This is a genomic window from Chamaesiphon sp. OTE_8_metabat_110 (assembly GCF_031382685.1).
Classification (GTDB): domain Bacteria; phylum Cyanobacteriota; class Cyanobacteriia; order Cyanobacteriales; family Chamaesiphonaceae; genus Chamaesiphon.
Map to the genome: position 1 here is coordinate 1 of NZ_JANMZA010000377.1, position 21,628 is coordinate 21,628.

At 43.4% G+C, this 21,628-nt stretch carries 25 protein-coding genes and 1 pseudogene; 13 read left to right on the forward strand and 13 right to left on the reverse strand.

Annotation, left to right across the window (positions count from 1 at the left end):
- Window positions 1-223 precede the first annotated feature (223 nt).
- Together RMO52_RS13790 and RMO52_RS13795 are read right to left on the reverse strand one after the other, a co-directional pair.
- The gene (locus RMO52_RS13790; protein ID WP_310415148.1) at window positions 224-667 is read right to left on the reverse strand and encodes a hypothetical protein; all 444 of its coding nucleotides are present in this window, start codon (window positions 665-667) and stop codon (window positions 224-226) included.
- A gap of 180 nt (window positions 668-847) precedes the next feature.
- The gene (locus RMO52_RS13795; RefSeq protein WP_310415153.1) at window positions 848-2,080 is read right to left on the reverse strand and encodes a DNA sulfur modification protein DndB; all 1,233 of its coding nucleotides are present in this window, start codon (window positions 2,078-2,080) and stop codon (window positions 848-850) included.
- A 585-nt stretch (window positions 2,081-2,665) separates the two neighbouring features.
- Between RMO52_RS13795 and RMO52_RS13800 the strand changes: the two genes are divergently transcribed.
- The 7 genes from RMO52_RS13800 to RMO52_RS13830 all read left to right on the forward strand — a co-directional run bounded on the left by RMO52_RS13800 (window position 2,666) and on the right by RMO52_RS13830 (window position 5,688).
- The gene (locus tag RMO52_RS13800; protein ID WP_310415156.1) at window positions 2,666-2,947 is read left to right on the forward strand and encodes a hypothetical protein; all 282 of its coding nucleotides are present in this window, start codon (window positions 2,666-2,668) and stop codon (window positions 2,945-2,947) included.
- Complete coding sequence (locus RMO52_RS13805) at window positions 2,944-3,396, forward strand: nuclease (protein ID WP_310415159.1); 453 nt, start codon at window positions 2,944-2,946, stop codon at window positions 3,394-3,396. Before RMO52_RS13800 ends, RMO52_RS13805 begins: the two co-directional genes overlap by 4 nt.
- 24 nt (window positions 3,397-3,420) lie before the next feature.
- Window positions 3,421-3,672 (forward strand): hypothetical protein, encoded by a 252-nt coding sequence (locus tag RMO52_RS13810; RefSeq protein WP_310415162.1) that lies wholly within the window; start codon window positions 3,421-3,423, stop codon window positions 3,670-3,672.
- Window positions 3,669-3,908: a hypothetical protein gene (locus RMO52_RS13815; RefSeq protein ID WP_310415164.1), complete on the forward strand. Its 240-nt coding sequence runs from the start codon at window positions 3,669-3,671 to the stop codon at window positions 3,906-3,908. Before RMO52_RS13810 ends, RMO52_RS13815 begins: the two co-directional genes overlap by 4 nt.
- 86 nt (window positions 3,909-3,994) lie before the next feature.
- Complete coding sequence (locus RMO52_RS13820) at window positions 3,995-4,927, forward strand: DNA (cytosine-5-)-methyltransferase (RefSeq protein ID WP_310415166.1); 933 nt, start codon at window positions 3,995-3,997, stop codon at window positions 4,925-4,927.
- Complete coding sequence (locus RMO52_RS13825) at window positions 4,924-5,280, forward strand: DUF6932 family protein (protein WP_310415169.1); 357 nt, start codon at window positions 4,924-4,926, stop codon at window positions 5,278-5,280. Before RMO52_RS13820 ends, RMO52_RS13825 begins: the two co-directional genes overlap by 4 nt.
- A 21-nt stretch (window positions 5,281-5,301) precedes the next feature.
- Window positions 5,302-5,688: a helix-turn-helix transcriptional regulator gene (locus tag RMO52_RS13830; RefSeq protein ID WP_310415172.1), complete on the forward strand. Its 387-nt coding sequence runs from the start codon at window positions 5,302-5,304 to the stop codon at window positions 5,686-5,688.
- A gap of 595 nt (window positions 5,689-6,283) precedes the next feature.
- Here the strand turns inward: RMO52_RS13830 and RMO52_RS13840 are convergent.
- From RMO52_RS13840 to RMO52_RS13855, 4 genes are all read right to left on the reverse strand, one after another.
- The gene (locus tag RMO52_RS13840) at window positions 6,284-6,649 is read right to left on the reverse strand and encodes a roadblock/LC7 domain-containing protein (protein WP_310415177.1); all 366 of its coding nucleotides are present in this window, start codon (window positions 6,647-6,649) and stop codon (window positions 6,284-6,286) included.
- A 63-nt stretch (window positions 6,650-6,712) separates the two neighbouring features.
- Complete coding sequence (locus RMO52_RS13845) at window positions 6,713-7,189, reverse strand: hydrocarbon-binding protein (protein WP_310415180.1); 477 nt, start codon at window positions 7,187-7,189, stop codon at window positions 6,713-6,715.
- 282 nt (window positions 7,190-7,471) lie between these two features.
- Complete coding sequence (locus tag RMO52_RS13850; RefSeq protein WP_309741550.1) at window positions 7,472-8,041, reverse strand: hypothetical protein; 570 nt, start codon at window positions 8,039-8,041, stop codon at window positions 7,472-7,474.
- A gap of 43 nt (window positions 8,042-8,084) precedes the next feature.
- Entirely contained in the window at window positions 8,085-8,405 is a 321-nt protein-coding gene (locus RMO52_RS13855; protein WP_309741549.1) for a metalloregulator ArsR/SmtB family transcription factor, read from the reverse strand.
- A gap of 670 nt (window positions 8,406-9,075) precedes the next feature.
- On the opposite strand from RMO52_RS13855, the gene dnaK reads away from it, so the two are divergent.
- The 3 genes from dnaK (at window position 9,076) to RMO52_RS13870 (ending at window position 13,278) form a co-directional block, all read left to right on the forward strand.
- A complete protein-coding gene (gene dnaK / locus RMO52_RS13860; protein ID WP_310415183.1) occupies window positions 9,076-10,995 on the forward strand; it encodes a molecular chaperone DnaK in 1,920 nt (639 codons plus the stop codon).
- Between the two features lie 354 nt (window positions 10,996-11,349).
- Complete coding sequence (gene ebsA / locus RMO52_RS13865) at window positions 11,350-11,733, forward strand: type IV pilus biogenesis protein EbsA (RefSeq protein ID WP_309744798.1); 384 nt, start codon at window positions 11,350-11,352, stop codon at window positions 11,731-11,733.
- A gap of 462 nt (window positions 11,734-12,195) precedes the next feature.
- Window positions 12,196-13,278 carry a phosphotransacetylase family protein gene (locus RMO52_RS13870; protein WP_396134982.1) on the forward strand — a complete coding sequence of 361 codons (1,083 nt, stop codon included), beginning with the start codon at window positions 12,196-12,198 and terminating at the stop codon, window positions 13,276-13,278.
- 236 nt (window positions 13,279-13,514) lie between these two features.
- On the opposite strand, the gene RMO52_RS13875 is transcribed toward RMO52_RS13870, so the two are convergent.
- The 5 genes from RMO52_RS13875 to RMO52_RS24740 form a co-directional block, all read right to left on the reverse strand.
- Window positions 13,515-14,051 carry a COP23 domain-containing protein gene (locus RMO52_RS13875; RefSeq protein ID WP_309744163.1) on the reverse strand — a complete coding sequence of 179 codons (537 nt, stop codon included), beginning with the start codon at window positions 14,049-14,051 and terminating at the stop codon, window positions 13,515-13,517.
- A gap of 96 nt (window positions 14,052-14,147) precedes the next feature.
- A complete protein-coding gene (locus RMO52_RS13880) occupies window positions 14,148-15,500 on the reverse strand; it encodes an ATP-binding protein (RefSeq protein ID WP_396134984.1) in 1,353 nt (450 codons plus the stop codon).
- A gap of 28 nt (window positions 15,501-15,528) precedes the next feature.
- Window positions 15,529-16,992, reverse strand: coding sequence for a RecQ family ATP-dependent DNA helicase (locus tag RMO52_RS13885; RefSeq protein WP_309744167.1), 1,464 nt, complete (start codon window positions 16,990-16,992; stop codon window positions 15,529-15,531).
- Window positions 16,993-17,017: 25 nt separating this feature from the next.
- Window positions 17,018-18,442, reverse strand: coding sequence for a tetratricopeptide repeat protein (locus tag RMO52_RS13890; protein ID WP_309738143.1), 1,425 nt, complete (start codon window positions 18,440-18,442; stop codon window positions 17,018-17,020).
- 91 nt (window positions 18,443-18,533) lie between these two features.
- Window positions 18,534-18,845 carry an element excision factor XisI family protein gene (locus RMO52_RS24740; RefSeq protein WP_396134985.1) on the reverse strand — a complete coding sequence of 104 codons (312 nt, stop codon included), beginning with the start codon at window positions 18,843-18,845 and terminating at the stop codon, window positions 18,534-18,536.
- Window positions 18,846-19,381: 536 nt separating this feature from the next.
- Between RMO52_RS24740 and RMO52_RS13900 the strand changes: the two are divergent.
- The 3 genes and pseudogenes from RMO52_RS13900 to RMO52_RS13910 form a co-directional block, all read left to right on the forward strand.
- A pseudogene (locus RMO52_RS13900) lies at window positions 19,382-19,582 on the forward strand (DUF433 domain-containing protein); the annotation flags it as partial.
- Window positions 19,583-19,765: 183 nt separating this feature from the next.
- Window positions 19,766-20,131, forward strand: coding sequence for a GIY-YIG nuclease family protein (locus tag RMO52_RS13905; RefSeq protein ID WP_310415194.1), 366 nt, complete (start codon window positions 19,766-19,768; stop codon window positions 20,129-20,131).
- Between the two features lie 4 nt (window positions 20,132-20,135).
- The gene (locus RMO52_RS13910; protein WP_310415197.1) at window positions 20,136-20,345 is read left to right on the forward strand and encodes a hypothetical protein; all 210 of its coding nucleotides are present in this window, start codon (window positions 20,136-20,138) and stop codon (window positions 20,343-20,345) included.
- A 188-nt stretch (window positions 20,346-20,533) separates the two neighbouring features.
- On the opposite strand, the gene RMO52_RS24745 is transcribed toward RMO52_RS13910, so the two are convergent.
- Entirely contained in the window at window positions 20,534-21,139 is a 606-nt protein-coding gene (locus RMO52_RS24745) for a GNAT family N-acetyltransferase (RefSeq protein ID WP_396134983.1), read from the reverse strand.
- Window positions 21,140-21,171: 32 nt separating this feature from the next.
- Window positions 21,172-21,628: hypothetical protein (locus RMO52_RS13915; RefSeq protein WP_310415199.1), on the reverse strand; the 457-nt coding region annotated here is incomplete at its 5' end.

Consider the following 21,628-nt stretch of genomic DNA (forward strand, 5'->3'; position numbering starts at 1 on the left):
AAAACTGGGAGTCAGAAGGCGCAAGAAATCTTGAGTCGCTGGGCGGAGTATCTGCCTAAGTTCTGGCAGTTGGTTCCTCCTTCGGAAGCAGAAACACCAGAAGCAAGTGCTAAACAGGCTGTGATTGCTTAGATTGTGATATGAATCAAAAAAAGGTAAAGTGGGTCGATCCACTTTACCTTTTTTTGATTTTAGATTGTTACATAAAGTAAGTTACTTATGACTAGAGATATAAGGTTTCAGCGTACCCTAAGCTAATTCCTACAATTCTTTCTGATATACTATCAGATCCTCTTTTATATGTAATTTTTACGCCCTTCTCATTTTCTTGAAAATATAGCTCTGAACGATAACCATCATGGTCGTGATCTATTTGATAATTATTGCTACAATTCCCCTCCCCTAATAATTTTTTGACTTGTTCCTTTGAAAGTCCAAATTCTAGTTCTTTAGGTAGAGTACCTGGATATTGCTTGAAAGTAAGATAGTTGTTGTATAGTACGATTCGACTTATTGTTAAATCAGGAAAAATATCAATGGCTATTCCCATTTCTTTATTTTCACGTCTTCCGAGCGTCGGATATTCTATTCTTCCAAACAAGAGTTCATCCTTGTCGAAATATTTAACTTCTTTACCGATAAAATCGATTAAATTAATATTGTTCATTTTGTATTTTGAAATTATTGTCAATAGTAAGTAGAGAAGCACCCACCATTAATATATCTAGAGTCAAAGTAAATACACCTAACTTTTATTAGGATAGATCTATATTAATTTGCTTCGATCTAGTATTGCTTAATGGCTAGAAGTGCTACCTCTAACTGTCGCTCGCTGTTACGCCAGTCCTTATGATTTATTGCGTTCCATCAGGTTAATTCCAGTTTTTTCGGCAATTTGCTGTGCGGCAATAGCAGTAGCATCATCAATCACGCCTCGTTGAGTTAGAAGACGACCATCTATAACAACTTTGCCCTGCCACAGTTCAGCATCACGATTGAAATTCACATCAGCAATAGCTCGAATCAGATCTTCTTGTTCTTGCTCTGTCAGATTGGCAAATGCTTCACCAAACATTAGAAAATGCCCAAGTCTGCTGATGACCTGAAAAATTGTGACGTTGAAATCAAGCCTTTGTTGGCGAAGTTCGTATATATCAACTTTCTTTGTTCTTTCCGCAGGTTCTAATAGTGGACTCCAATCATTACTAAACTCAGCATAGCGATGGTAAAAGCTGATTGCCTTGTCTAAAGCTTCCTGCCTGTCTTCAGGGCTTTGTAGTAACTTCGGTGAACGTGAATCAATATCTCTCTTAGCACTGGAACCAAATAGAAACTCAGCAGCACAGATTCGCAACTGGTTCATAGTAAATAAGAAATATGGAGACTTGCCTAAAGTCCTAGAAATCATATCAATTCTGCCGGAGAATAGTACTGATTCCTTTGATAGAATTCTAGTAAAATTTGGTAGAAGACTTTGAGAATCAAATGCAGTAAGCATTGATGGTGAGATAGGTTGAGAACGGGCACAATCGACAAAATCTTGATGAATTTGTGCAAGGTCATCCTCTTGTACGATCACAACTGTTGCACCATCATTCATAATTTCTGGTCTCTGAACACGAATCTTGTCCAGTGCTTTAATTCGATGTTGCCCATCAGTGACATAAAGCTCAAGATCGGTTGGTAGTAAAGCGTAACCAAACTTGACAGAAGCTTTTCCATACGCATAAACACGCAGTGGAGTTCTTGAATTGAAGGTAAATGCTGGCAAAATGTAGTTTTCCCGATCCTCTAGGTAACGAGCAATCTCATCAACATGACGGGGATTAATAGGACGATTCACAAACTCATCAACGTCTGCTCTGTTGTCTTTTTTATCTGCTGAGTTAAGTTTTGCCATTTCAACGATCATCTTGTTCGACATACACATAGTGAGATGAGTTCGCCCTCCCTGTTGATAAACATGAGTTAGGTGAACCCTCGCACCAGAAGTAGCCGCATCAGCAAAAGCTTGTTGTTGCGCCTCCGATTCAGTTTGCAGTACCACGATTTCCGATCCTGATTGTAATGAATTTTCCATTTGTAATTTTCTTAGTGAAGATAAGGTTTACCAAGTAGCATGGAAGTATAAACAAGTGGTTTAGTGATTAAATTAGTTCTACGACTATTTTCTAAGCAACAAAACACATTTCGGGCGGTAGTGCTTCTACTCACTGCCGCTTTTTGCCTCCTGTAAATAGTATGCACCGCCAGTCACCACCTGTCAATACCCAGTTCAAATATTGACTGTTTTTAAGTGTTGCAGCTAACTTTACGACTGGAGTTATAGATAGATAGCTTAAAAAACTATTTGATGCGGAAGGTAAGGAGATGTACATTGCAGAATACGCCAAGATAGTAATTTTGTATTTTGAGTTGGAGGATCAATTCAATTAAAATAAAGCTAGACCAGATTAACTATACCTAGACTGATTTGTATGACTAAATTGCTGGAAGAAGCCATCGCACAACTAAAAACTCGTCCTATTAGTGAGCAAGATTCGAGATCGATCTTAAATGAGAATTCGAGTTACAGATCGATTCGAGTAGTTATCATGAACTATTCACTCTGATGTGTATAATTAGAATTGGGCGTGTAAATCGATCTAGTGTGGAGCAATAAAATATGTCCCCCAAACTAACTCAACTAATCGAACAATCGGCAGCACTGTCACCACAGGAAAGATTAGAACTAGCAACACATTTGAAATCATCACAAGATAGTCCCGATCGATGGGACTTGTCAGAAGCCACAATAGCCAAACGCAATGTAGAAATGAGGCAAGTTTTAGCCGAGTGGCGAGAAATGGGTGATGAAGTAGAACAGACAGAAACTTGGGAAGAATTGAAGGTATCTCTCGATCTCGATCGTCTCTCGTCCAATCGACCCTTTTTCCCCGCTGAATGACTACTATCTTTCTATTAGATGCGTCGATACTTGGTGCAGTTACCAATCCCAAGACAAATAACCTCACCGTGCGGGAATGTCAGTCATGGTTCGATCGATGCCTGGAAAAGTCCACAATTTTTGTCTTGCCAGAAATTGCAGATTATGAAATTAGGCGAGAGTTGATTCGGGCTAACAAGATAAATGGCATTACTAGACTCGATCGACTTAAATCTATTCTCCAATACCAACCGATCGATACCCAAACAATGATCCTCGCAGCACAGCTATGGGCAGAATCAAGACAGCGAGGCACTCCCACTTGCGATCCGAGAGAATTAGACGGAGATGTTATTTTAGCCGCACAAGCAAAACAGCTAGAAGCTCTCGGCTATGAAATAATCATCGTCACCACTAATATCGGGCATCTATCCCAATTCGTTACAGCAAAACTTTGGCAGAATTGTTAAATTGAATTAGGAGATATCTAAGCAATGCTAAGTTTTGAAAGAGCCTCTAAAATTCTCGAAGATCACTTTGCTAATTTAACCGACGAAGAATTCATTGCTAACCTCAAAGAATACTGCCTTAGAGTTTTTGATAAGGATGAAATTTCAGACGAAACAGAACAACGAAGCTCAGTATTAGAAACTATTACGAATCTGCGATCTCAACAACCATCGTTCAAGACACCTGAAGATGTTGACATTGAAATCCTTGAAGAAAAATCAGCATGGTCAAAATGAATATGGCACTATCTGAAGTACTTCCTAATGCGCGAAGACTTTCTATTCTTGAAAAGCTTCAACTAATTCAGCTTCTTGCAGCAGATTTGGATATTTCACCGCTCGAACCCTTCAAAACATATGATGTGCCGTCTAGATATAATGATTTTGGTGCTGCTAAAGTTTTAATGGAAATTTTGGATCGATCGAAGTTAGATCGAGAACTTTCTGAATTGGTTGTGGATAATGACACCTAAATATCTCGTTAGGGAAATGAGTCATAACAGCTAAATTCACACTTTGATAATGCCTGGAGATCGATCGTTCAAATAATAGTAACGATATGCGCGTCTCATCATTCTTTGCTGGTATCGGCGGTTTCGATCTCGGCTTAGAACGAGCGGGGATGAATGTTGTATTTCAATGCGAACTAGATCCTTTTTGCCAACAGATCCTCAAACGCCACTGGCCGAACGTACCCCTACATGACGACATCACCACCCTCGAATCGGCAACTATCCCTCCCTCTGATTTATGGTGCGCTGGATGGCCTTGCCAAGACCTCAGCACCGCCAATACAGAACGAACGGGACTGTCGGGAAAACGAAGTGGTCTGTTCTTCACCTTTATGGACTTGGTTAGAGAAGTTCGCCCAGCGTGGTTGGTCATGGAAAACGTGCCGGGATTGCTCTCCGACGAACAAGGAACCGCGCTTGAGACAGTTATCGACACGCTCGAAGCGAACGGGTATCTGGGGGGATGGGTATCGTGTAACGCTGTCGATTCGGGCTTACCCCACAACCGCGACCGAGTGTTCTTTATCGCAAGTTTTAGATCCGAACGTGCCTATCACTTCTTTACTGACAGCAGCGAATTGTCTGGGAATACTGCGGCGCGAGAATCGAGCAAAGCGCAAACTAGACCCGATTTTCGTCAAATCGCTCTCAGAGACAATCCGCTTGTGGTACAACGTCGCGGTGGCTTCGGATATACCTTGGCAAAAAGCATCTGCCCCACGTTACGCGCCCAAACTGGAGGACATCAAGGCGGCCATTCAGACCGACCGATACTCTGTGGCGAGGAACTTGACATGGACAGAGTGGGAGCGACTGATGGGGTTTCCTCCCGGCTGGACGGTCGCAGAGGGCGACTCATTGGCAACGCAGTCGTCCCCACCATTAGCGAATGGATTGGCAAACGAATCTTAGAAATCGAAATATTGGAGCAGAAGAATATGGCTACGGATCGATCGTCAATAAATCCCATAACGTCGTGAATACCGATCGATCTGTAGGTGCCCGCATCTCTGGTGCAAAGGATCTAATTGCGGCGCATGGTGCGAAAACAGGCTCTCAGAAAGCACAAGAAATCTTGAATCGCAGGGCAGAGTATCTGCCTAATGTTACTAGTAAAGAGCAACCGAATGATTTTGATGGCTGTTTCGACCCGATGACAGTAGATTTGTATAGTCTAGATCCGGTCTTTGATAGTGCAGCCGCTCAACAAGATCGGTTTGGAGGAGATCTGAAACCCAACCCCAATTTTGTTGGTTTCTTTCAAACAGATAGGGATGGTAATTCTAGAGGAGTTATCGAGATCGATCCTCGCGAAGTATTACATTCACCGTAATTTATACGTAGAAAACGAGCAATGATCCAAAACGAGCGTCAATATAAAGTTACAAAAGCTAAGTTAAAAGATTTAGAGAAAGAGTTATCAAAACTCTTAGAAAATCGAGAATCAGCTACTAATACTCATCCTCGGTTGATGAGAATGCAAAGTGCAGCTTTGGAAGATCGAATTCAGATGATGTATAGAGAAATAGCCGAGTACAAAGATTTAAAAGATGGTAAAGTAAGGATTACGATCGATCGCCTATCAGAACTACCAATCGCATTAATTAAAGCGAGAATTTCATCCGGAATGACTCAAGGAGAACTAGCAGATAAGATCGGGATTAAAGAACAGCAAATCCAACGGTATGAGGCGAATCATTATCAGGCTGTGGGATTCGATCGATTGTTAGTGATTGCTTAGATTTTGTCGATCGAACTAGTCGATGAAGTCGTACTTCAACCTAGTCGTTAATCTAATCACAGTTAACAAAAATCTATTATGAATTCAGAGGAGGATTTTAATGAACTGGATTATCCCGATTGGTTATATCGAGAGCTAATCGATCCTAGACAAGAATTTGGTGCTTTGACTTGTCGATCGACATCAAAAGACCTCCTGCGAAAGTAAAAACAAAATCTTTTCTAGTATGGTTTTCGTCTATATTTTCTCCTAAAGCCTAAAGCCTAAAGCCTAATACCTGACTTTCGCAGGAAGTCTAAAGTATTGCAGTAGGTACAATCGCAACAATAGTAACTACTCTCACGTTTGGGTATTTTTACCTCAAGCCAATATTATCGGACATACTTGCTTTCGGTTTTGGCCGATCGAGCGTTTGGGCGGGATGAGGTAGCCATCAAAAAGGCAGGGATAGACGGGAATCAAACCGCTGTAGCGATCGCAAACATAGTATTGCTGAGGGCACAGCAAAAACCGAAGGTGATTTTATCACCTTCGGTTCGATCGAATAAACCCTAGATCGTAATATCAGTTCATGTTCGCGTGTTTGAAAAAATATCTAGTTTAGTACAGCTTTGATTTCGCCGACAGCACGTTTGATATCCAGCATTAATAGCCCTTGTTTTGCAGATTGACTAGCCAAAACAAGCAACACAGCATCATCGCCACAACCAATGAGAATGCCATAGCCATCAGTACCTTCAACCAAGATTTTTTCAACGCTACCGCGTGCTAATTCTTTACCGATTCGCTCGCCGAGGGAGAGCATCGCCGCAGACATTGCCGAAGTCCGTTCTTCATCCATCGTACCGGGAAGACTGGAGGCTAAAGGTAAGCCATCAGGAGATACCAAGGCTGCACCTTGGACATCAGAAGTACTCGATACAAAGCTCTGTAAAATTCCGCCAATTGTGCTTGCGCCCATGATTTTATTCCTAATTATGATTGATTGAGTTTGCTTGAGAGTTTAGAGTCAATTGTGCTAATGCTAGTTGACAGTGGTAAATTCAAATACATCGTGAGTACCACCGCGTAAAACTGATTCCGTGTGAACGCCACGAAGTTTTTTACCAGTGATTTCGCTCAACGCACCCCAGACTGCACCCATCGTAAAAGTACATTTACGATCCGAACCTGGGGCTTCACCAGCAGAGCAGACGGTCTCCGAACAATAAACTTTAATAACATCGCCGTCTTGGACGATCTTATTCACAGCAGTTAAGTGGGTACCATTGGCACCAACTGCTTCATTTAACTTGGTGGCAATCGTGCTTAAGTCTTGACTAGTACCAGACAAGCCTAACTCTTTGGCGATGTTTTTACCACGTTCGCGACCAGCAGCAATTAACGCGATCGCTGTGGCTTTTTCACCCAGCGCTTCTTCCATCCCAGTGATTACTGACTTGAAACAAACAATGCTGCTGAATTGGCCTAGATTTGGACGAGATGTGAGTTGGTTTGACATATTAATATTCCTACATTAAGACAACCGGCTCAGAGATTATTTTCTATATATAGATCTCAGTAGCTCAATCTTATGATTCCCATTTTAAATTCACATTTAACTATTTAATGATGTAATTTTGCAAAATAAGTAAAATTTAAAATGGTTGTTAAGTCGTTAAAAATATCCAATTTAATGTCAGCACTTACTAATAAGAGATGAACACTTGATATGTGTATTCAATTGATTTATGAATGAAGAAAAATCTCAAGCGATTTCAAATGAATTTTTATAGACAGTGCTTTACGCTTGTCTTTTAAGGATTAAGCTTCTCTTCTCTATTGGCAAATAAAATCTTCTGTTAAGGGAACTAAAAGTTTTCGATGAAGATTTTAGTTTCACACGCGTGCTTTTAAACTTAAAACTATATTGCAATTCAACTTCACTAAGATAATACTTATGATTCAGTGTCGATACAGTCTTGTTAAAACTTTTATTTATTCTGTCTCGATCTATTGCACACTGGACTACTTCTAAGATTAGATCGAATTCTAATGGTTTTCTTAAAATGGTTACTTCTGATAGAATTAGTTTACCAGAGAGATCGAAAATACTTGCTTCGGCTGTAAGCAAAATCCACGGGACTTTAGCAGTATGAATGCTGGGTAATTTTTCTAGCGTCGAGCATTTGGTCAGAGCAAAAGCAAGTGACTCAAACGAACAAATAACTAGATCTGTATCTTGCTCTTTTATCGATAATGTTCCGATCGCTAGATTAGCTGCTTCAATAACGTAAAAATCATTCTCTCTGAAAAATTGACATAATGAGTAGGAAAACTCGATATCCTCTTCAATGACTAAAATAGTTTTCATACCTTTTGATAAATAGATGCTGCTGTTGAGGAACTAATTAAAGCTATTTCATTTGTGCTAAGTTACTTTGCGTTTCAACCAAGTGATTGTTGAATACTTCAAGTGCAGCATCGAGGACTTTAAAAATAGCTGGATCGCAAATTGAGTAAAAAACAAAGTTACCTTGCTTGCGAATTTTGACTAGGTTGCACCGACGAAGTATTGCCAACTGCTGTGATACGGAGGAAGCATCTATCTCTAAGTACTGGGATATGTAGTTGACATTTTGTTCGCCCGATCTCAGAGTGTCCAGAATCTGAATTCGGACTGGATTTGACAGCACCTTGAAAAAATCTGCTTTGAAGTAACTAGGTTTAAAGGGCATCTCGATATCTCTCTATCTTCAAAGTTTTGCATATAGTTTAACACTAAAATTTTAGTGTTTAAGTAGCATTTATTTTAAAACAAATGCTACTTAAACATTAACTTCAAATTGGAGTCATCAAAACAAATGCGATCGGGTAGTTTTATGAGTATTAGCGCGCACTGTAGATGTAACTATCTTATATGTACCCAAATTCAGCAGCAAACTAACATCCCTACCGATTTTAATTGGAGATTCAGACTTTTTTAAGGACTCCCCGCTAACATTTGAACTAGAGCCACTGGGCAGTCGAGCTTCACACACACTCTTCTGAGCGAAAGTCCTTACAGGTGAGGCTCTAGCAGGAATCTTGACCAGATGAGAGTGCTACGTCACTAGCAGTCTCCGCAACCTCCTGACTCTCAAAAACTACGGTAAGCACCACTACTCTATACGGTTCGCCTCAATTTCGACATCGGCGTAAGTCACCTACAGTAGAGAGGTGTCAATCAAGGACTGTTAACAGTAATTTGTTAATCATAGAAGAGGTACGGAAAACCACCCTTTTTAAAAAGTCTGTGTTGGCACAAAGATAAGGATCGATCTGTAATATCGATCGCGCGAGTTGCCACTGGCACTCCTCGTCATTATTTAAACTGTTGTCATTATTAAGGAAGTAGTAAATAGTTTTATGGGAAAAGTTGTTGGCATTGACTTAGGAACTACCAACTCCTGCGTTGCGGTAATGGAAGGTGGCAAACCCACTGTAATCGCCAACGCCGAGGGATTCCGCACTACCCCTTCTGTTGTTGCATTTGCGAAGAATGGCGACCGATTGGTAGGACAAATCGCCAAACGTCAAGCGGTGATGAATCCAGAGAATACCTTCTCCTCCGTTAAACGCTTTATCGGTCGTAAATTCGACGAAGTAAATCAAGAAGCTACGGAGATTTCTTACAAAGTTGTTAACGATGGTAATAGCGTTAGAATCGAAGCCCCGGGCTTAGGTAAGAAATTTGCACCTGAAGAAGTTTCCGCTCAAGTACTCAGAAAACTCGTTGATGACGCTAGTAAGTACCTGGGTGAAACTGTTACCCAAGCCGTAATTACCGTACCAGCTTACTTCAACGACTCACAACGTCAAGCCACCAAAGATGCTGGTAAAATTGCTGGGGTTGAAGTTTTGCGGATCATTAACGAGCCTACCGCAGCGGCATTGGCTTACGGCCTAGACAAAAAAAGTAACGAGACAATTCTCGTGTTTGACCTTGGGGGTGGTACCTTCGACGTATCCGTGTTGGAAGTCGGCGATGGTGTCTTTGAAGTACTGGCAACTTCTGGAGACTCGCACTTAGGTGGTGACGACTTTGATAAAAAAATCGTCGATCACCTAGCAACTACTTTCATGAAAAATGAAGGGATCGACCTCCGCAAGGATCGTCAAGCGCTCCAACGTCTGACTGAAGCGGCTGAGAAAGCCAAGATCGAGTTATCTAGTGTCACTCAATCCGAAATCAACCTCCCCTTCATCACAGCCACTCAGGACGGCCCAAAACACGTCGAACTGACGCTGACTCGGGCTAAGTTCGAGGAAATCTGTTCCGACTTGATCGATCGCTGCCGCGTTCCGGTTGAAAATGCGCTCCGCGACGCTAAAGTTGATAAGAGCCGTATCGACGAAGTGGTCTTAGTCGGTGGTTCGACGCGGATTCCCGCAGTCAAAGAGCTAGTAAAACGCTTATTGGCTAAAGAACCCAATGAGACTGTTAACCCTGATGAAGTAGTAGCCGTTGGTGCTGCCGTTCAAGCAGGTATTCTCTCTGGTGAAGAAGGTACTCAAGGTCTATTACTCCTCGATGTTACACCCCTATCTCTAGGTGTCGAAACATTGGGCGGTGTGATGACTAAGATCATCCCTCGTAACACGACGATCCCCACCAAGAAGTTTGAAACCTTCTCGACAGCAGTAGACGGACAGAGCAACGTCGAAATTCAAATCCTCCAAGGTGAGCGGGAAATGTCTCGCGACAACAAGAGTCTGGGTACCTTCCGTCTCGATGGTATCCCCTCGGCACCGCGCGGCGTACCGCAAATCGAAGTCACTCTCGATATCGATGCCAACGGGATCTTGAACGTTACCGCTAAAGATAAAGGTACTGGTAAAGAGCAGTCCATCAGCATTACTGGTGCTTCTACGCTCGACAAAACCGAAGTCGAACGGATGGTACGTGAAGCTGAAAGCAATGCTTCTGCCGACAAAGAAAACCGCGATAAGATCGATCGCAAAAACCAAGCTGATTCGCTCACCTATCAAGCCGAAAAACAGCTTCAAGAACTCGGCGATAAAGTCCCTGAAGCGGATAAAACCAAACTCGAAGGCTTAATCAAAGAACTTAAAGAAGCTGTAACCAAGGAAGATGACGCCGAAATTCAACGTCTGACTCCTGAAGTCCAACAAACTTTGATGGCGATCGGTAGTAATATCTATGCTCAAGCAGGTGCTAATGCTGGGGGTGGTAACGACGATGCCGACGGTGGCACTCCTCCCGGTGGCGGTACCACTGGCGGTGCTGATGATGTCATCGACGCTGAGTTCTCCGAAACTAAATAGTTAACTTATTTTTCATCGATCGATCCGGTTTCCTAGTGAAGCCGGATTTTTTTTGCAAAAACAGTAGATCTCAGCTCGGAATGGTGAATACTAAGCTCAAGCATTCTTAATTAGTTTCTTTTTATAAGTACGATCGATATTCACCACAACATACATAGCTCTTAGGCATTAAAGCTGGTGGGCATTGCCCACCCTACTGGCTCGACACGACTAAAAATGTGGGTAAAGCGATCTCTCAAAATGTTACTGATTGTATTTTTCAGCGTTCTGAATGCCCACATTTTTAGTCGTGTCGAGCCACTACCTAAAGCCTAAAGCCTAAAGCCTAACCCCTAACCCCTACCCCCTAAATCGATGAATTTATTTGATGAAATAATTCCCGCGCAGCCAGATAAGGTAAATTTATATGCGCCGTACTTTATGAAGTCTGCCGCCAAACGGAACGTGCTGCCCAAAGCAATCACACTTTACAGTAAAGGCGGACTTGGCGGTCATCGGGCGATCGAAGGTGGGGAGAAAATTCCATATGCGATTAACTGGGTGATTCAAAATCTCCCTGGCGATCTCACCAGATGTACGATGATGTTTGATGACAATGCCGATCTGACCTACGATGTGAATTTGGTCAACTCCGAGCTAATCGGCTATCTCATCGACTGGCTGATTAATATTCGCGACACCAATACTCCGGATTTTCCGCAATACTTTTACTATAAGTTGATGAGAATGGAAGAATAGCCCTAAGTGCTGAGACTGGCTCTTCACAGCAGATTGCAGCGTTATTACGGTAGCTATGAGTCGCATCCTTTAGCTGGATATCGATCGATATCTAGCCAACTTTCCTCAGTGACTTTACCTAAAACTGCTGAAAATAGCACAATTGCGAGCGATCCGACCTATACTTCTAATTTATAATCTTTATATCCACTATAGCCGCAGACCGATTTGGAATCGGCAAGGAACATCTTGAGCTGCGATCTGAGTCATGAGGATCGCGGGTAAGTTAGATTCACCTGACGATCGATGGCAAGTTAATCTGGATTCACTTGCTCGGGAGCAGATTGTCGATCGAATATCGGATTGGATCTTGGTGTGCGGCAGTATATATTAGATTTACCTCTAGGCACGGAAGATATATCGGTAACGAGTTATCTGCTGAGGAATTGTTGCCGATGATGAATTATTGAGTTAAGTCGTTAAATGACTAAGGGTAAGTGTGTGGGGATGGCTATGAAGTACTTGCTGGTGGCTTCGACGGAAGCATGTAGTGGGAAGTCGGCAACAATTTTGGGAATTGCTGCTCGCTTGCAGGAAAAGGGGGTGGAAATTGCCTATGCTCAGCCAGTTGTGACGGTAAATGCCACAAATCCCCACCTCGATGGCGATGTCCGACTGATGGCACAAGCCTTAGCGTTGCCCTCAGAGCAACTGGGGCTACCGCTGCTAGGTTTGGATGCCACTAGGACAATCGAGCGGCTAACTGGGGTCGATCGCCAAGACTACACTAAGTTACTCAAAGATAGCCTCCGACTCTCTGGCAATCTGACAATCGTCGAAGGTGGTGCCAATCTCCATGAAGGGAGTTTATTTGATTTGGCGACTGCACAGGTGGCAGAAACTCTCGATGCGGGCGTGTTGCTAGTCAATCGGTACCATCCGATCTCCAGTGTGGATCTGTTATTATCGGCGGCTGAGCGGCTTGGCAAGCGACTATTGGGGTGTATTATCAATGACATTCCCCGCGATCGCGTCGAGTCCGTCCAAACCTCTCTAGTACCCTTTCTAGAACAGCATGGTATCCCGGTGTTTGGGGTCGTGCATCGGAATGGGTTGCTGCGAAGCGTGACTGTCAAGCAATTGGTCGAACAACTCAATGCTGAAATATTGTGTCGTCCCGACAGGTTGGATCTGATGGTGGAAAGTCTATCGATCGGGGCGATGAATGTCAACTCGGCACTGGAATATTTCCGACGCGGTAATAATATGGCAGTCGTCACTGGCGGCGATCGCGCCGATATTCAGTTAGCCGCGCTAGAAACCTCTACACAGTGCTTGATTTTGACCGGACATCTCAGCCCTCAACCGTTCATCCTCAGTCGTGCTGAAGACCTAGAAATCCCCATTCTGTCGGTAGATTTGGATACGCTGACGACTGTGGAAATTATCGATCGCGCTTTCGGGCAAGTCCGGCTGCAAGAAACGATCAAAATTAATTGTGCGCGGGAGTTATTTGGCAATCACTGCGAGATCGATCGGCTGATCTCGATGCTGGGAATTGAGTAAGTAGCTCGGCATACTCCCTTCCCAGTGACAAATTAGACATCTAGGATGGATAGTGGATAGTGGATAGTGAATAGTGAATGTCTATTTCTTGGGTAGGAAGGGAGTAGTTATTTTAACTGCTGGAAATCACCTGTAATCCTGATGGTGGGCAGTGCCCACCCTACTTTACTTATCACCATAAGTGCTAGAGAGCCAATCCCAAAAACCCAATTCTCAATTCTCAATTCTCAATTAATTTAATTATCTTCACTAAGCCAATCGAGATCGATCGAGTTGTCGGATGTCGGGGTAATTCCGGCACTTTCTTCGATACTTCTAGAACTGGCACGATTGCGGATGGCATGGAGTCTTCTGATGACTTGCTGGGGATCGGAATTGGGCTTGAGTGTGTATAATAAATTCTGCGCGTTACACGAAGTACTGACTTTATTCGTCGCACAAACTACTGGTTGATTGTTCAGCGTACCAGTAGTCAGAGATTTTAACTTACCACTGCGGTATAGGGATTGGAATCTAGCGGAGACTTGTTGGCAACGAACTTGTGGCGTAAATCCGGCTTCGCTCATGGCGGCGGAACTCCACAATATAATTGGGAAATCACCTTTTTTAGTTCTAGCGATAGTTGCGGGTTTACCTTCAGATTTACCGCAGACAAAGCTAGTAGTTGCGGTCGAGGCTTGACTCGATGTTGCGGACAACATCATGCCGATGAGAGTAAGTGTCGATACGCCCAGTGCGAGGATCGGACGCTGGGAAATAGATACAGTTGACATTTTCATATTTACTCGATCGATTACAAAATTAAACAACATCTCAGCTCAAATTTCCCTAAGAGTTGGTAACATTTTTTGCTTTGCTACTACATATTATCAACTCTCTCTCATCTGCTCGGTTCGATCGCCATTTCCAATGAGATAATCGATAAACTGTCGGGCGGTACGTCCAGAACGTCCATTGTGTCTTGTTGCCCATTGTAAAGCACGTTTTTCGAGTTCGTCACGATCGATTAGCAATTGTGCTGAGGTCGCTAAATGATAGACGATTTCGAGATATTTGGGTTGGTCGGCAGGTTCAAAGGTGAGTGTGATGCCAAATCTGTCACTAAAGGATAATTTTTCTTGAACGGTGTCCCACATTTGAATCTCATCGGCATCTTGAGGGCGTGGGCGATCTGCAAAGTATTCTCTGACTAAATGACGGCGGTTGGATGTGGCATAGACTACTACATTCGCGGGTTTGGCGGTGACGCTGCCTTCTAACACTACTTTGAGTGCTTTGAATGCTTCATCATCAGCTTCAAAGGAAAGATCGTCGATAAAAATGATAAATTTCTGAGGCGAATCGGTAACGAGATCGAGAATTAATGGCAATTGACGCATGTCCGATTTACTAACTTCAATCAGTCTCAATTGGTTATCGGAATAATAGTTGAGTAATGCTTTAATTAGTGAGGATTTGCCAGTTCCTTTGCCACCATACAGTAAAATATTTAAGGCTGGCTGACCTGATAATAACGCTTGAGTATTTTTAATGATGGTATCTTTTTGCAGCTCATAACCAACTAGGTTGTCGATGTGAATGCGATCGGGGTAAGTAATTCCCACTAATCGCTCTTGCCATCTCAATGCTCGATATTTTCCAAATATACCCACTCCAGCTTGGTGATAATATCGTGCGAGATCTTCAACTAAATCACCCCAGCTTTTAGCAGCCAGTTTACTAACGATCGCGTCTCTGATTCGGTCTTGATGACTTGATGGCTCGGGAGTACTCTCGATCCAGCAGACCGGATTGCCACCCACTTGCTGCACCCATTGGGGGAGATAAGTTCCGTAAGTATATAAGAGGTTTAAAGACTGGAGATCTTGTTTGGCTGCCATTACTAGAGCTGGCGATAGATACTTATCCAGACTAGAAGTAAAGCGAGAATCTATTTTCTGCGCTTGAAGGCTAAAAGGATTTTCAGCTTGTAAAATTCGATCGATTAAATATTCTTCCCAACTACAATTTTCGGTAGCTAAAGCTTTAAAAAAACGTCCGTAAGCAGTCAGACAAATAAGTGCATTTCCTTGAGAGCGATCGCGATTGGCGATCGCCTGGAGCAAGTCAATCAGCGCACTACCAACTTCACCCGCTAAAATATCTTGATATACTAGCAATCCCGCAATGGCGCGCTGCATTTGATGAAGTTCGGCGGTGTGTCGCTCTTGATGCGGATTCATAAATTGGGGCGGTGAGAGTTGGTATTTACTAGCGTAATCGATTAGGAGAGCCAGCGGTGCGATTGCGGAGACAGCGATCGCAATTGCCACAACGCCACTCTGGTTGCTGCTTTGAGCCAAAAGCGGTCAGCAAGTATTGCCAGCGACATCCAGAGCCGTTGATATAAGCTTTGACGCCCCTAAACAGTAACTGCTGAGCCGCTTGTAACGGTTGCCAATCGATCGATTTCCCGATATTCGATCGGCGATAATTAAATGGTGTTTCCCATACTAAGTTACCGACACTGTGTAACAAAGATAGCGCCATCGCCCGATCGGGATCGATCGTCTGTTCCCGCACATCCCCACTCGCGGGAAGTTGTTTTGCTAGTGTAGTTGCCAGATCGTAACAGCGATCGATACTGTCAGTAAAAAATCGCGATCGCTGACGATCTTCTGGATACAACAAACCCGTCTGCTCGCACACCAGTAATAGCGCCGCCGCAGGCTTGCCATCCCGTCCCGCCCGACCGATTTCTTGCAGATACTCAGCCAGCAATACTGGCGGATGAAAATGCACGATCCACCGCACTGATGCCTTATTTATGCCCATCCCGAAGGCACAGGTGCAGACTACATACTGAAGCTTGCCGTCCAGCCACTCACTCTCGATTCGTCGCCGCGATTGGGGACTCAAGCCCGCATGATAAGCGGCTGTAGCATCGCCCCGCGCGGCTAGCCAAGTCGCTAACTCCTCACTACTCTGGCGAGTGCGGACATATACCAGCCCCGACTGCTGCGGATAGCGATCGATAAACTTCGTCAATTCCTGCTTTCTGCCCCGTGGCGTCCAGATTTGGCGGACGGATAGCTGGAGGTTTGGACGATAGGGATCGAGAATAAATGTGGCTGGCTGCTGGAGTTGTAACACACGGGCGATCGTCTGCTGCGATCGAGGGTCAGCCGTCGCTGTAAAAGCCGCGATCGCCATTTGAGTCCCTGTGACCTTCGATCGAATTAAGGCATCACGCACAGCCCCCAAGCGGCGATAGCTGGGACGAAAGGTTTCACCCCAATGGACGAGACAGTGCGCCTCATCCAGGATCAGTCGATCGATCTGCAATTGAGGATGGCACAATCGCGACCATACTGGGGGCGTGAGTAAAGTTTCTGGTGAAATATACAGCAGCCGCAGTTGCTGACGTTCCAATGCTTGCAGTGTCTGCTTGCGCTGGATGGTGGACAGTTCGCTATGCAGCAGCCCCGCGGCTATTCCTTTGGCGGTCAATTCTTGCACCTGATTTTCCATCAAGGCAACTAAAGGCGAAATTACTAGGGTGACGCCACTGCTCAATAGAGCGGGAATTTGGAAGCATAGAGATTTACCACCGCCAGTCGGCATCACAATTAGGGCGTCCCGATTGGCAAGGAGACATTCGATGATTTCTCGCTGGGGATATCGCAATTCGTCATAACCCCAGACTGCTTGTAATGTTGCTTGAATTCGATCCATTATTTCAGCCGTCGATCGAGATCTGCTATGTGACTAAGTTTTTAAAAAGTACATTGTCATGCAGCAATGCAAAGTCGGCATCGTTACGCGCCGAATTTTTTAACTTTTCTGGCTCTAATTCGATCGCTTTTTGGAGGTGGTGCAGGGCTAAATCTAGCCGATCTTGCAAGGCATAACAACAAGCTAGATCGTACCAGCCAGTTGCATTTTGAGGTTCGATCTTCACCAAAGCTTGATATGTCTCGATCGCGGCTGGATAATTTTTCAGGTTGTACATCAGCTCGGCTTTCGCATGTAGGAATGAGCTATTGTGCGGGGATAGTGCTATTGCTTTACTTAATGCTTCATCTGCAAGCACGATATTTTGCAAGCGCTGGTGAGACAATCCTAGATAATAATAAGCATCGCTATGTTGGGGATCTAGTTTAATGAGCTTTTCCAGATAAAAGATGGCTGATTCATATTTTCCAAGACTATAAAAATTGAGACCCAGACCTAAATAAGCAGACTCATTACTCTCGTCGATCTCGATGACTTTTTGATAACAACTAATCGCCTGGTCAAATACATCCATCTGCGATAAACAGTAACCCTTTTGCCGCCAAGCTTCAGCTCCATCCGGTCTGATTTTAATCGCTCGATCGAAACACTCGATCGCGGCTGGATATTGCGTCTTCTTAACTAAGTTCTTACCTGCTTGGATCGCTCTATTTTCAGGAGAGTTTAGTCCCCAGCCCATTGTGACTAAAATTGCCAACGCGATCGCTTTATTAATTGGTTCTCGAAATACAGCCGAACCATTACTCACTAAAAAGTCTGGTACGTGTAATGCACTAGTAAGCAGACTAACAAAGTTAAAAATAAAATAATTAAAAGCCGGAACGAACCAGAATAAGCCGATAATAACTAGAGTACTATACTTCCGAAAACCATTAAATTTAACTCGGAGCTGTTCTGGCAACCAAGGTTCGAGCATTCCATAGCCATCGAGTCCCGGCATCGGTAATAAATTAAAAATCGCCGCAAAAATTTGTAAGTAAACTAAAAAAGCTAAACTACTCGCCCAAAATACTTCTGGATTAAGGCGGTCTTCTGCAAGTAAATTTTGCTCTGTAACTGTCCCTAATAGAATTGCCAATCCAAGTGCAATTAAGATATTAGCACTCGGCCCTGCGGCAGATACCGCACTTTGCCACCAGCGATTTCTTAATTTATGCTGGTTGATATAGACAGCGCCACCAGGCAAGCCAATTCCACCCATGAGTAGAAAGAGGACGGGTAGCACCAAACTGTAGCCAGGATCGGTATATTTGAGCGGATTGAATGTCAGATATCCTTTACTCTTAACGGAGGTATCACCACCCCAATAAGCTACGATCGCGTGTCCAAATTCATGCAGGCACAGTGAAAAAATCCACCCAAAACAGACAATAATTCCGACTAACCACATATATAATTATCAGTTTCAGGCTGTATTTAATTTATAGTTCCCAAACCCAATCGAGGTCATGAGTAAAACTCTATTCTTCTAGCGCGTGTAACTAGGTGATTGATAGTTGAGGCATACTGGTATGGATATTTTTCGCATCGATACCCGCCTCAATCAACATAGAGGTCAATCCCTCTTCAAAATTATCCTCTTCGATCGCGATCTTCTCATCCACTAAACGAGCATGAAATAAGATTGTATTAATCCAAGCTTTTTTATCCCAGCCAGTCGCCAGAATTAAGAAGTTACCTGAATCTCGATCGCACACAGGATAAAGCCTTATTGATTGAAGTCGAGGTCGATCTTTTGTTGCTTCTTTTAAAGTATTTTCGATGATATCTGCGTAGCTTAATGAGTTATCCATTGAATTACTACCTCTTGCTCTGGCGTTCTCTGTCCGATAGCGATCGATCTCAGCCAGATAATCATCAAAAAATGGATCGTCTACTAAACTACCTGCAACAGCCAGCCAAGGATTATCGGTTCGTAATTTAGCTCTCAATCCTGCTAATACATCTTTTGGGTTCAACCCTTCCCCGCTATCGAGTTGAGCCGCTGCGCTATCGATCTTTTCGCGGAGTTCGGTAGCTAATCGGTCGGTAGCACTTTTAGATTTTAGGAGGTTTAGTGCTACCTCAATCGCTTCTTCGAGGCTAGCATACTTACCCGTAAGGATTTCTTGCTGGATAAATTCTGTTAGTTCGGGTTTTAGAGTTAGATTCATGAGGGTGAAAATCAGTCTAAAGTCTTACCATCAGTATAACTCAGCGGGAATAGTGCTGCGATCGAGCCTCAATCGAATCGAGATAAATTTTCCAGTTGAGGCGGTAATCAAGATGGCTCTGGCTGGATACTTAGATAGTGAAGCAATCGGGTTTGTAGATTGCAAACCAAGTCGGGGGCGTGTGTGGTGGAGATGCTTGTATTTCTTCCACCAGAATTCCAGTCTGGGTATTGGTAAATGCTCGGAATTTAGGTATTAGCGAAGCTCAACTTCTGAAAGATTATCCAACTATATCAGCAACCGATTTAACGAATGCTTGGGTGTATGCTACCGTACACCCAGAGGAAATTGAGTTAGCTATTCGGGAGAATGAAGAATTGGATGCTGAATTCGATCGGTGGGAAGCTGCTGGCGATGAAGATGAAGCTCAAATTGAAGCAATGCTAGAAAAGAAAGGCGCGTAAATGGTTAGGGGAGATATTGTATTCACTTTACCTGAAGATGGTCATTCCGCTTATATCTTCAGTTACGATGTATTTTTGTTCTTCTAGCTCAGATTAATGACCGATTTACAGCAACAGGCGCAAGAAATACTGAATCGATTGGCATTTAAAGATTTCGAGCTGTGTCTAGAGATAAATAGAACCTTCAATCATTTGCCTCGTGCGCCTGGTATTTATGCGATTCGCCATCGCACCGATGGACTCTTGTATTTGGGCAAGACAAACGATCTGAGTACTCGGTTTAATGGGGGACATAAATCATTTACTTGGGCGTGGCTCGATCTTTATCAGCCTAATGATGTGAGGATTGCCATAGAAAGACTCGACCGCTGGGGAAAACCAGGGTTATTATTAGAGTTAGAGGCTATTTTACTCAGGGCAACAGAACCACCGTATAACGTTAAGATTCCGATAGAGAATTAAAGCTATGCAATCTCAGACATTAGAAGAACTTACGCCAACTGCTGCTCAGACGATTTTAGAAAATCTGCCAGAACGAATTAGAGTAGCGTTTATAAATAGATCGAAAGAGATCGATTTTCCAGTTGAGGCGGTGATTGAGATGGCTTTGGCTGGATATTTGGATAGTGAAGCGATCGGGTTTGTAGATTGCAAACCAAATAGAGGTCGTAAGTAAAACTCGATCGATACTGCTGGATTCGATCGAGCGCATTTAGATCGGCATCCAAGTATAAATATCTGCTAGAAAAGCTTGAAATCTAGATGGTGGGCAGTGCCCACCCTACAAACTCGATCGCTCTGCTAAGATTGGAATCAATCGAATGAGACATCAGCGTTAAGTTGTTTTAGCATATTTATCTGACATCATTCATTTGTTTCATTGAAAACCATTATCTGCAAATGTTGTTTTTGTCGGTATCTATAAAGTTCGCGAGGGATATTTGAATAATCAGCATTAACAAAGCCCCAATTGTAGTAGAAGTTATTATTTGACTGAGAATAACAAACTAGATATATGGGCTTTCTAGCATTATTCATACAATAACTAGTCAGGAAGCTACCAATACCTCTTCTTTGCTCTTTCTTGTCAACAAATAGTAGATGTAAAAAAGTGTGTGTGCTCAAATTTTCATAGTTCATGTATCCACAAATTTCATTTCTGTGTTCGACAAGAAAAGCAGAGCATGATTCGTGATTAACCCAATTTTTATGATTAAAATATCCAGACAACAAAGCATAAAAAAGAAAAGACAAGATGACGAAAAGATACAAAAAAACAACGAAATTTAATACAGAAAATTTGTGAAGTAGCTGCCAAAGCATCATTGGCACTACAATCACTAAAACTAGAGTGATTATGCCAAGGTAAGAATTCCAGCAAAAAAAGAGTATTCTTCCTAGATCTTGTTGAGTAGCTACTCTTAAAGAGTAACCCAAAGGCAAATTATTATTCGATCGAGAAGAAGACATAGTACAACTACCTTAATTTTTTTGAAATTTAACTACTTAGCCAAAATCTGCTCTAGGATTGTCGGATCTTGAATTTCCTTGTCCTTCGCCAACAGCAACACCTTCGACATAATTTCCGCCGTCTTTGGATCGTCATCGACGAAGGGTAGGAATAGTCGTCCGCGATGTTGGGAACTGACGGGGAGAATGCAGAGTGCGCCGCCTGGTTGACGATGAACGATCGCGCTACCCAGATGTACCGAATAGGTGCCGATTTCGCCATTGATGAGGGCGTGAGAGCCTTGGATTTGGACGTTATTTAGTTTCATCAGGCGACAGGTTTCGCGGAGGATGCTCGATCGCATTTCGACGGTTGAGGCACTGGCTTCGGGATCGACTCCGCCGATGTGGGCGACGCTGACGACGAGATCGAGATCGCGCATGACTTCGCTGAAGATGCGTGGGGGGATGTCAGCGAGGGGGAGGGGTTTCCATTCGTCGCGCTGGTAG

Bases quoted from the DNA above. Each gene is read 5' to 3' on its own strand.
- RMO52_RS13790 (WP_310415148.1), bottom strand. From the start codon at position 667: ATGAACAATATTAATTTAATCGATTTTATCGGTAAAGAAGTTAAATAT.
- RMO52_RS13795 (WP_310415153.1), bottom strand. From the start codon at position 2,080: ATGGAAAATTCATTACAATCAGGATCGGAAATCGTGGTACTGCAAACT.
- RMO52_RS13800 (WP_310415156.1), top strand. From the start codon at position 2,666: ATGTCCCCCAAACTAACTCAACTAATCGAACAATCGGCAGCACTGTCA.
- RMO52_RS13805 (WP_310415159.1), top strand. From the start codon at position 2,944: ATGACTACTATCTTTCTATTAGATGCGTCGATACTTGGTGCAGTTACC.
- RMO52_RS13810 (WP_310415162.1), top strand. From the start codon at position 3,421: ATGCTAAGTTTTGAAAGAGCCTCTAAAATTCTCGAAGATCACTTTGCT.
- RMO52_RS13815 (WP_310415164.1), top strand. From the start codon at position 3,669: ATGAATATGGCACTATCTGAAGTACTTCCTAATGCGCGAAGACTTTCT.
- RMO52_RS13820 (WP_310415166.1), top strand. From the start codon at position 3,995: ATGCGCGTCTCATCATTCTTTGCTGGTATCGGCGGTTTCGATCTCGGC.
- RMO52_RS13830 (WP_310415172.1), top strand. From the start codon at position 5,302: ATGATCCAAAACGAGCGTCAATATAAAGTTACAAAAGCTAAGTTAAAA.
- RMO52_RS13840 (WP_310415177.1), bottom strand. From the start codon at position 6,649: ATGGGCGCAAGCACAATTGGCGGAATTTTACAGAGCTTTGTATCGAGT.
- RMO52_RS13845 (WP_310415180.1), bottom strand. From the start codon at position 7,189: ATGTCAAACCAACTCACATCTCGTCCAAATCTAGGCCAATTCAGCAGC.
- RMO52_RS13850 (WP_309741550.1), bottom strand. From the start codon at position 8,041: ATGAAAACTATTTTAGTCATTGAAGAGGATATCGAGTTTTCCTACTCA.
- RMO52_RS13855 (WP_309741549.1), bottom strand. From the start codon at position 8,405: ATGCCCTTTAAACCTAGTTACTTCAAAGCAGATTTTTTCAAGGTGCTG.
- dnaK (WP_310415183.1), top strand. From the start codon at position 9,076: ATGGGAAAAGTTGTTGGCATTGACTTAGGAACTACCAACTCCTGCGTT.
- ebsA (WP_309744798.1), top strand. From the start codon at position 11,350: ATGAATTTATTTGATGAAATAATTCCCGCGCAGCCAGATAAGGTAAAT.
- RMO52_RS13870 (WP_396134982.1), top strand. From the start codon at position 12,196: ATGACTAAGGGTAAGTGTGTGGGGATGGCTATGAAGTACTTGCTGGTG.
- RMO52_RS13875 (WP_309744163.1), bottom strand. From the start codon at position 14,051: ATGTCAACTGTATCTATTTCCCAGCGTCCGATCCTCGCACTGGGCGTA.
- RMO52_RS13880 (WP_396134984.1), bottom strand. From the start codon at position 15,500: ATGAATCCGCATCAAGAGCGACACACCGCCGAACTTCATCAAATGCAG.
- RMO52_RS13885 (WP_309744167.1), bottom strand. From the start codon at position 16,992: ATGGATCGAATTCAAGCAACATTACAAGCAGTCTGGGGTTATGACGAA.
- RMO52_RS13890 (WP_309738143.1), bottom strand. From the start codon at position 18,442: ATGTGGTTAGTCGGAATTATTGTCTGTTTTGGGTGGATTTTTTCACTG.
- RMO52_RS24740 (WP_396134985.1), bottom strand. From the start codon at position 18,845: ATGGATAACTCATTAAGCTACGCAGATATCATCGAAAATACTTTAAAA.
- RMO52_RS13905 (WP_310415194.1), top strand. From the start codon at position 19,766: ATGACCGATTTACAGCAACAGGCGCAAGAAATACTGAATCGATTGGCA.
- RMO52_RS13910 (WP_310415197.1), top strand. From the start codon at position 20,136: ATGCAATCTCAGACATTAGAAGAACTTACGCCAACTGCTGCTCAGACG.
- RMO52_RS24745 (WP_396134983.1), bottom strand. From the start codon at position 21,139: ATGTCTTCTTCTCGATCGAATAATAATTTGCCTTTGGGTTACTCTTTA.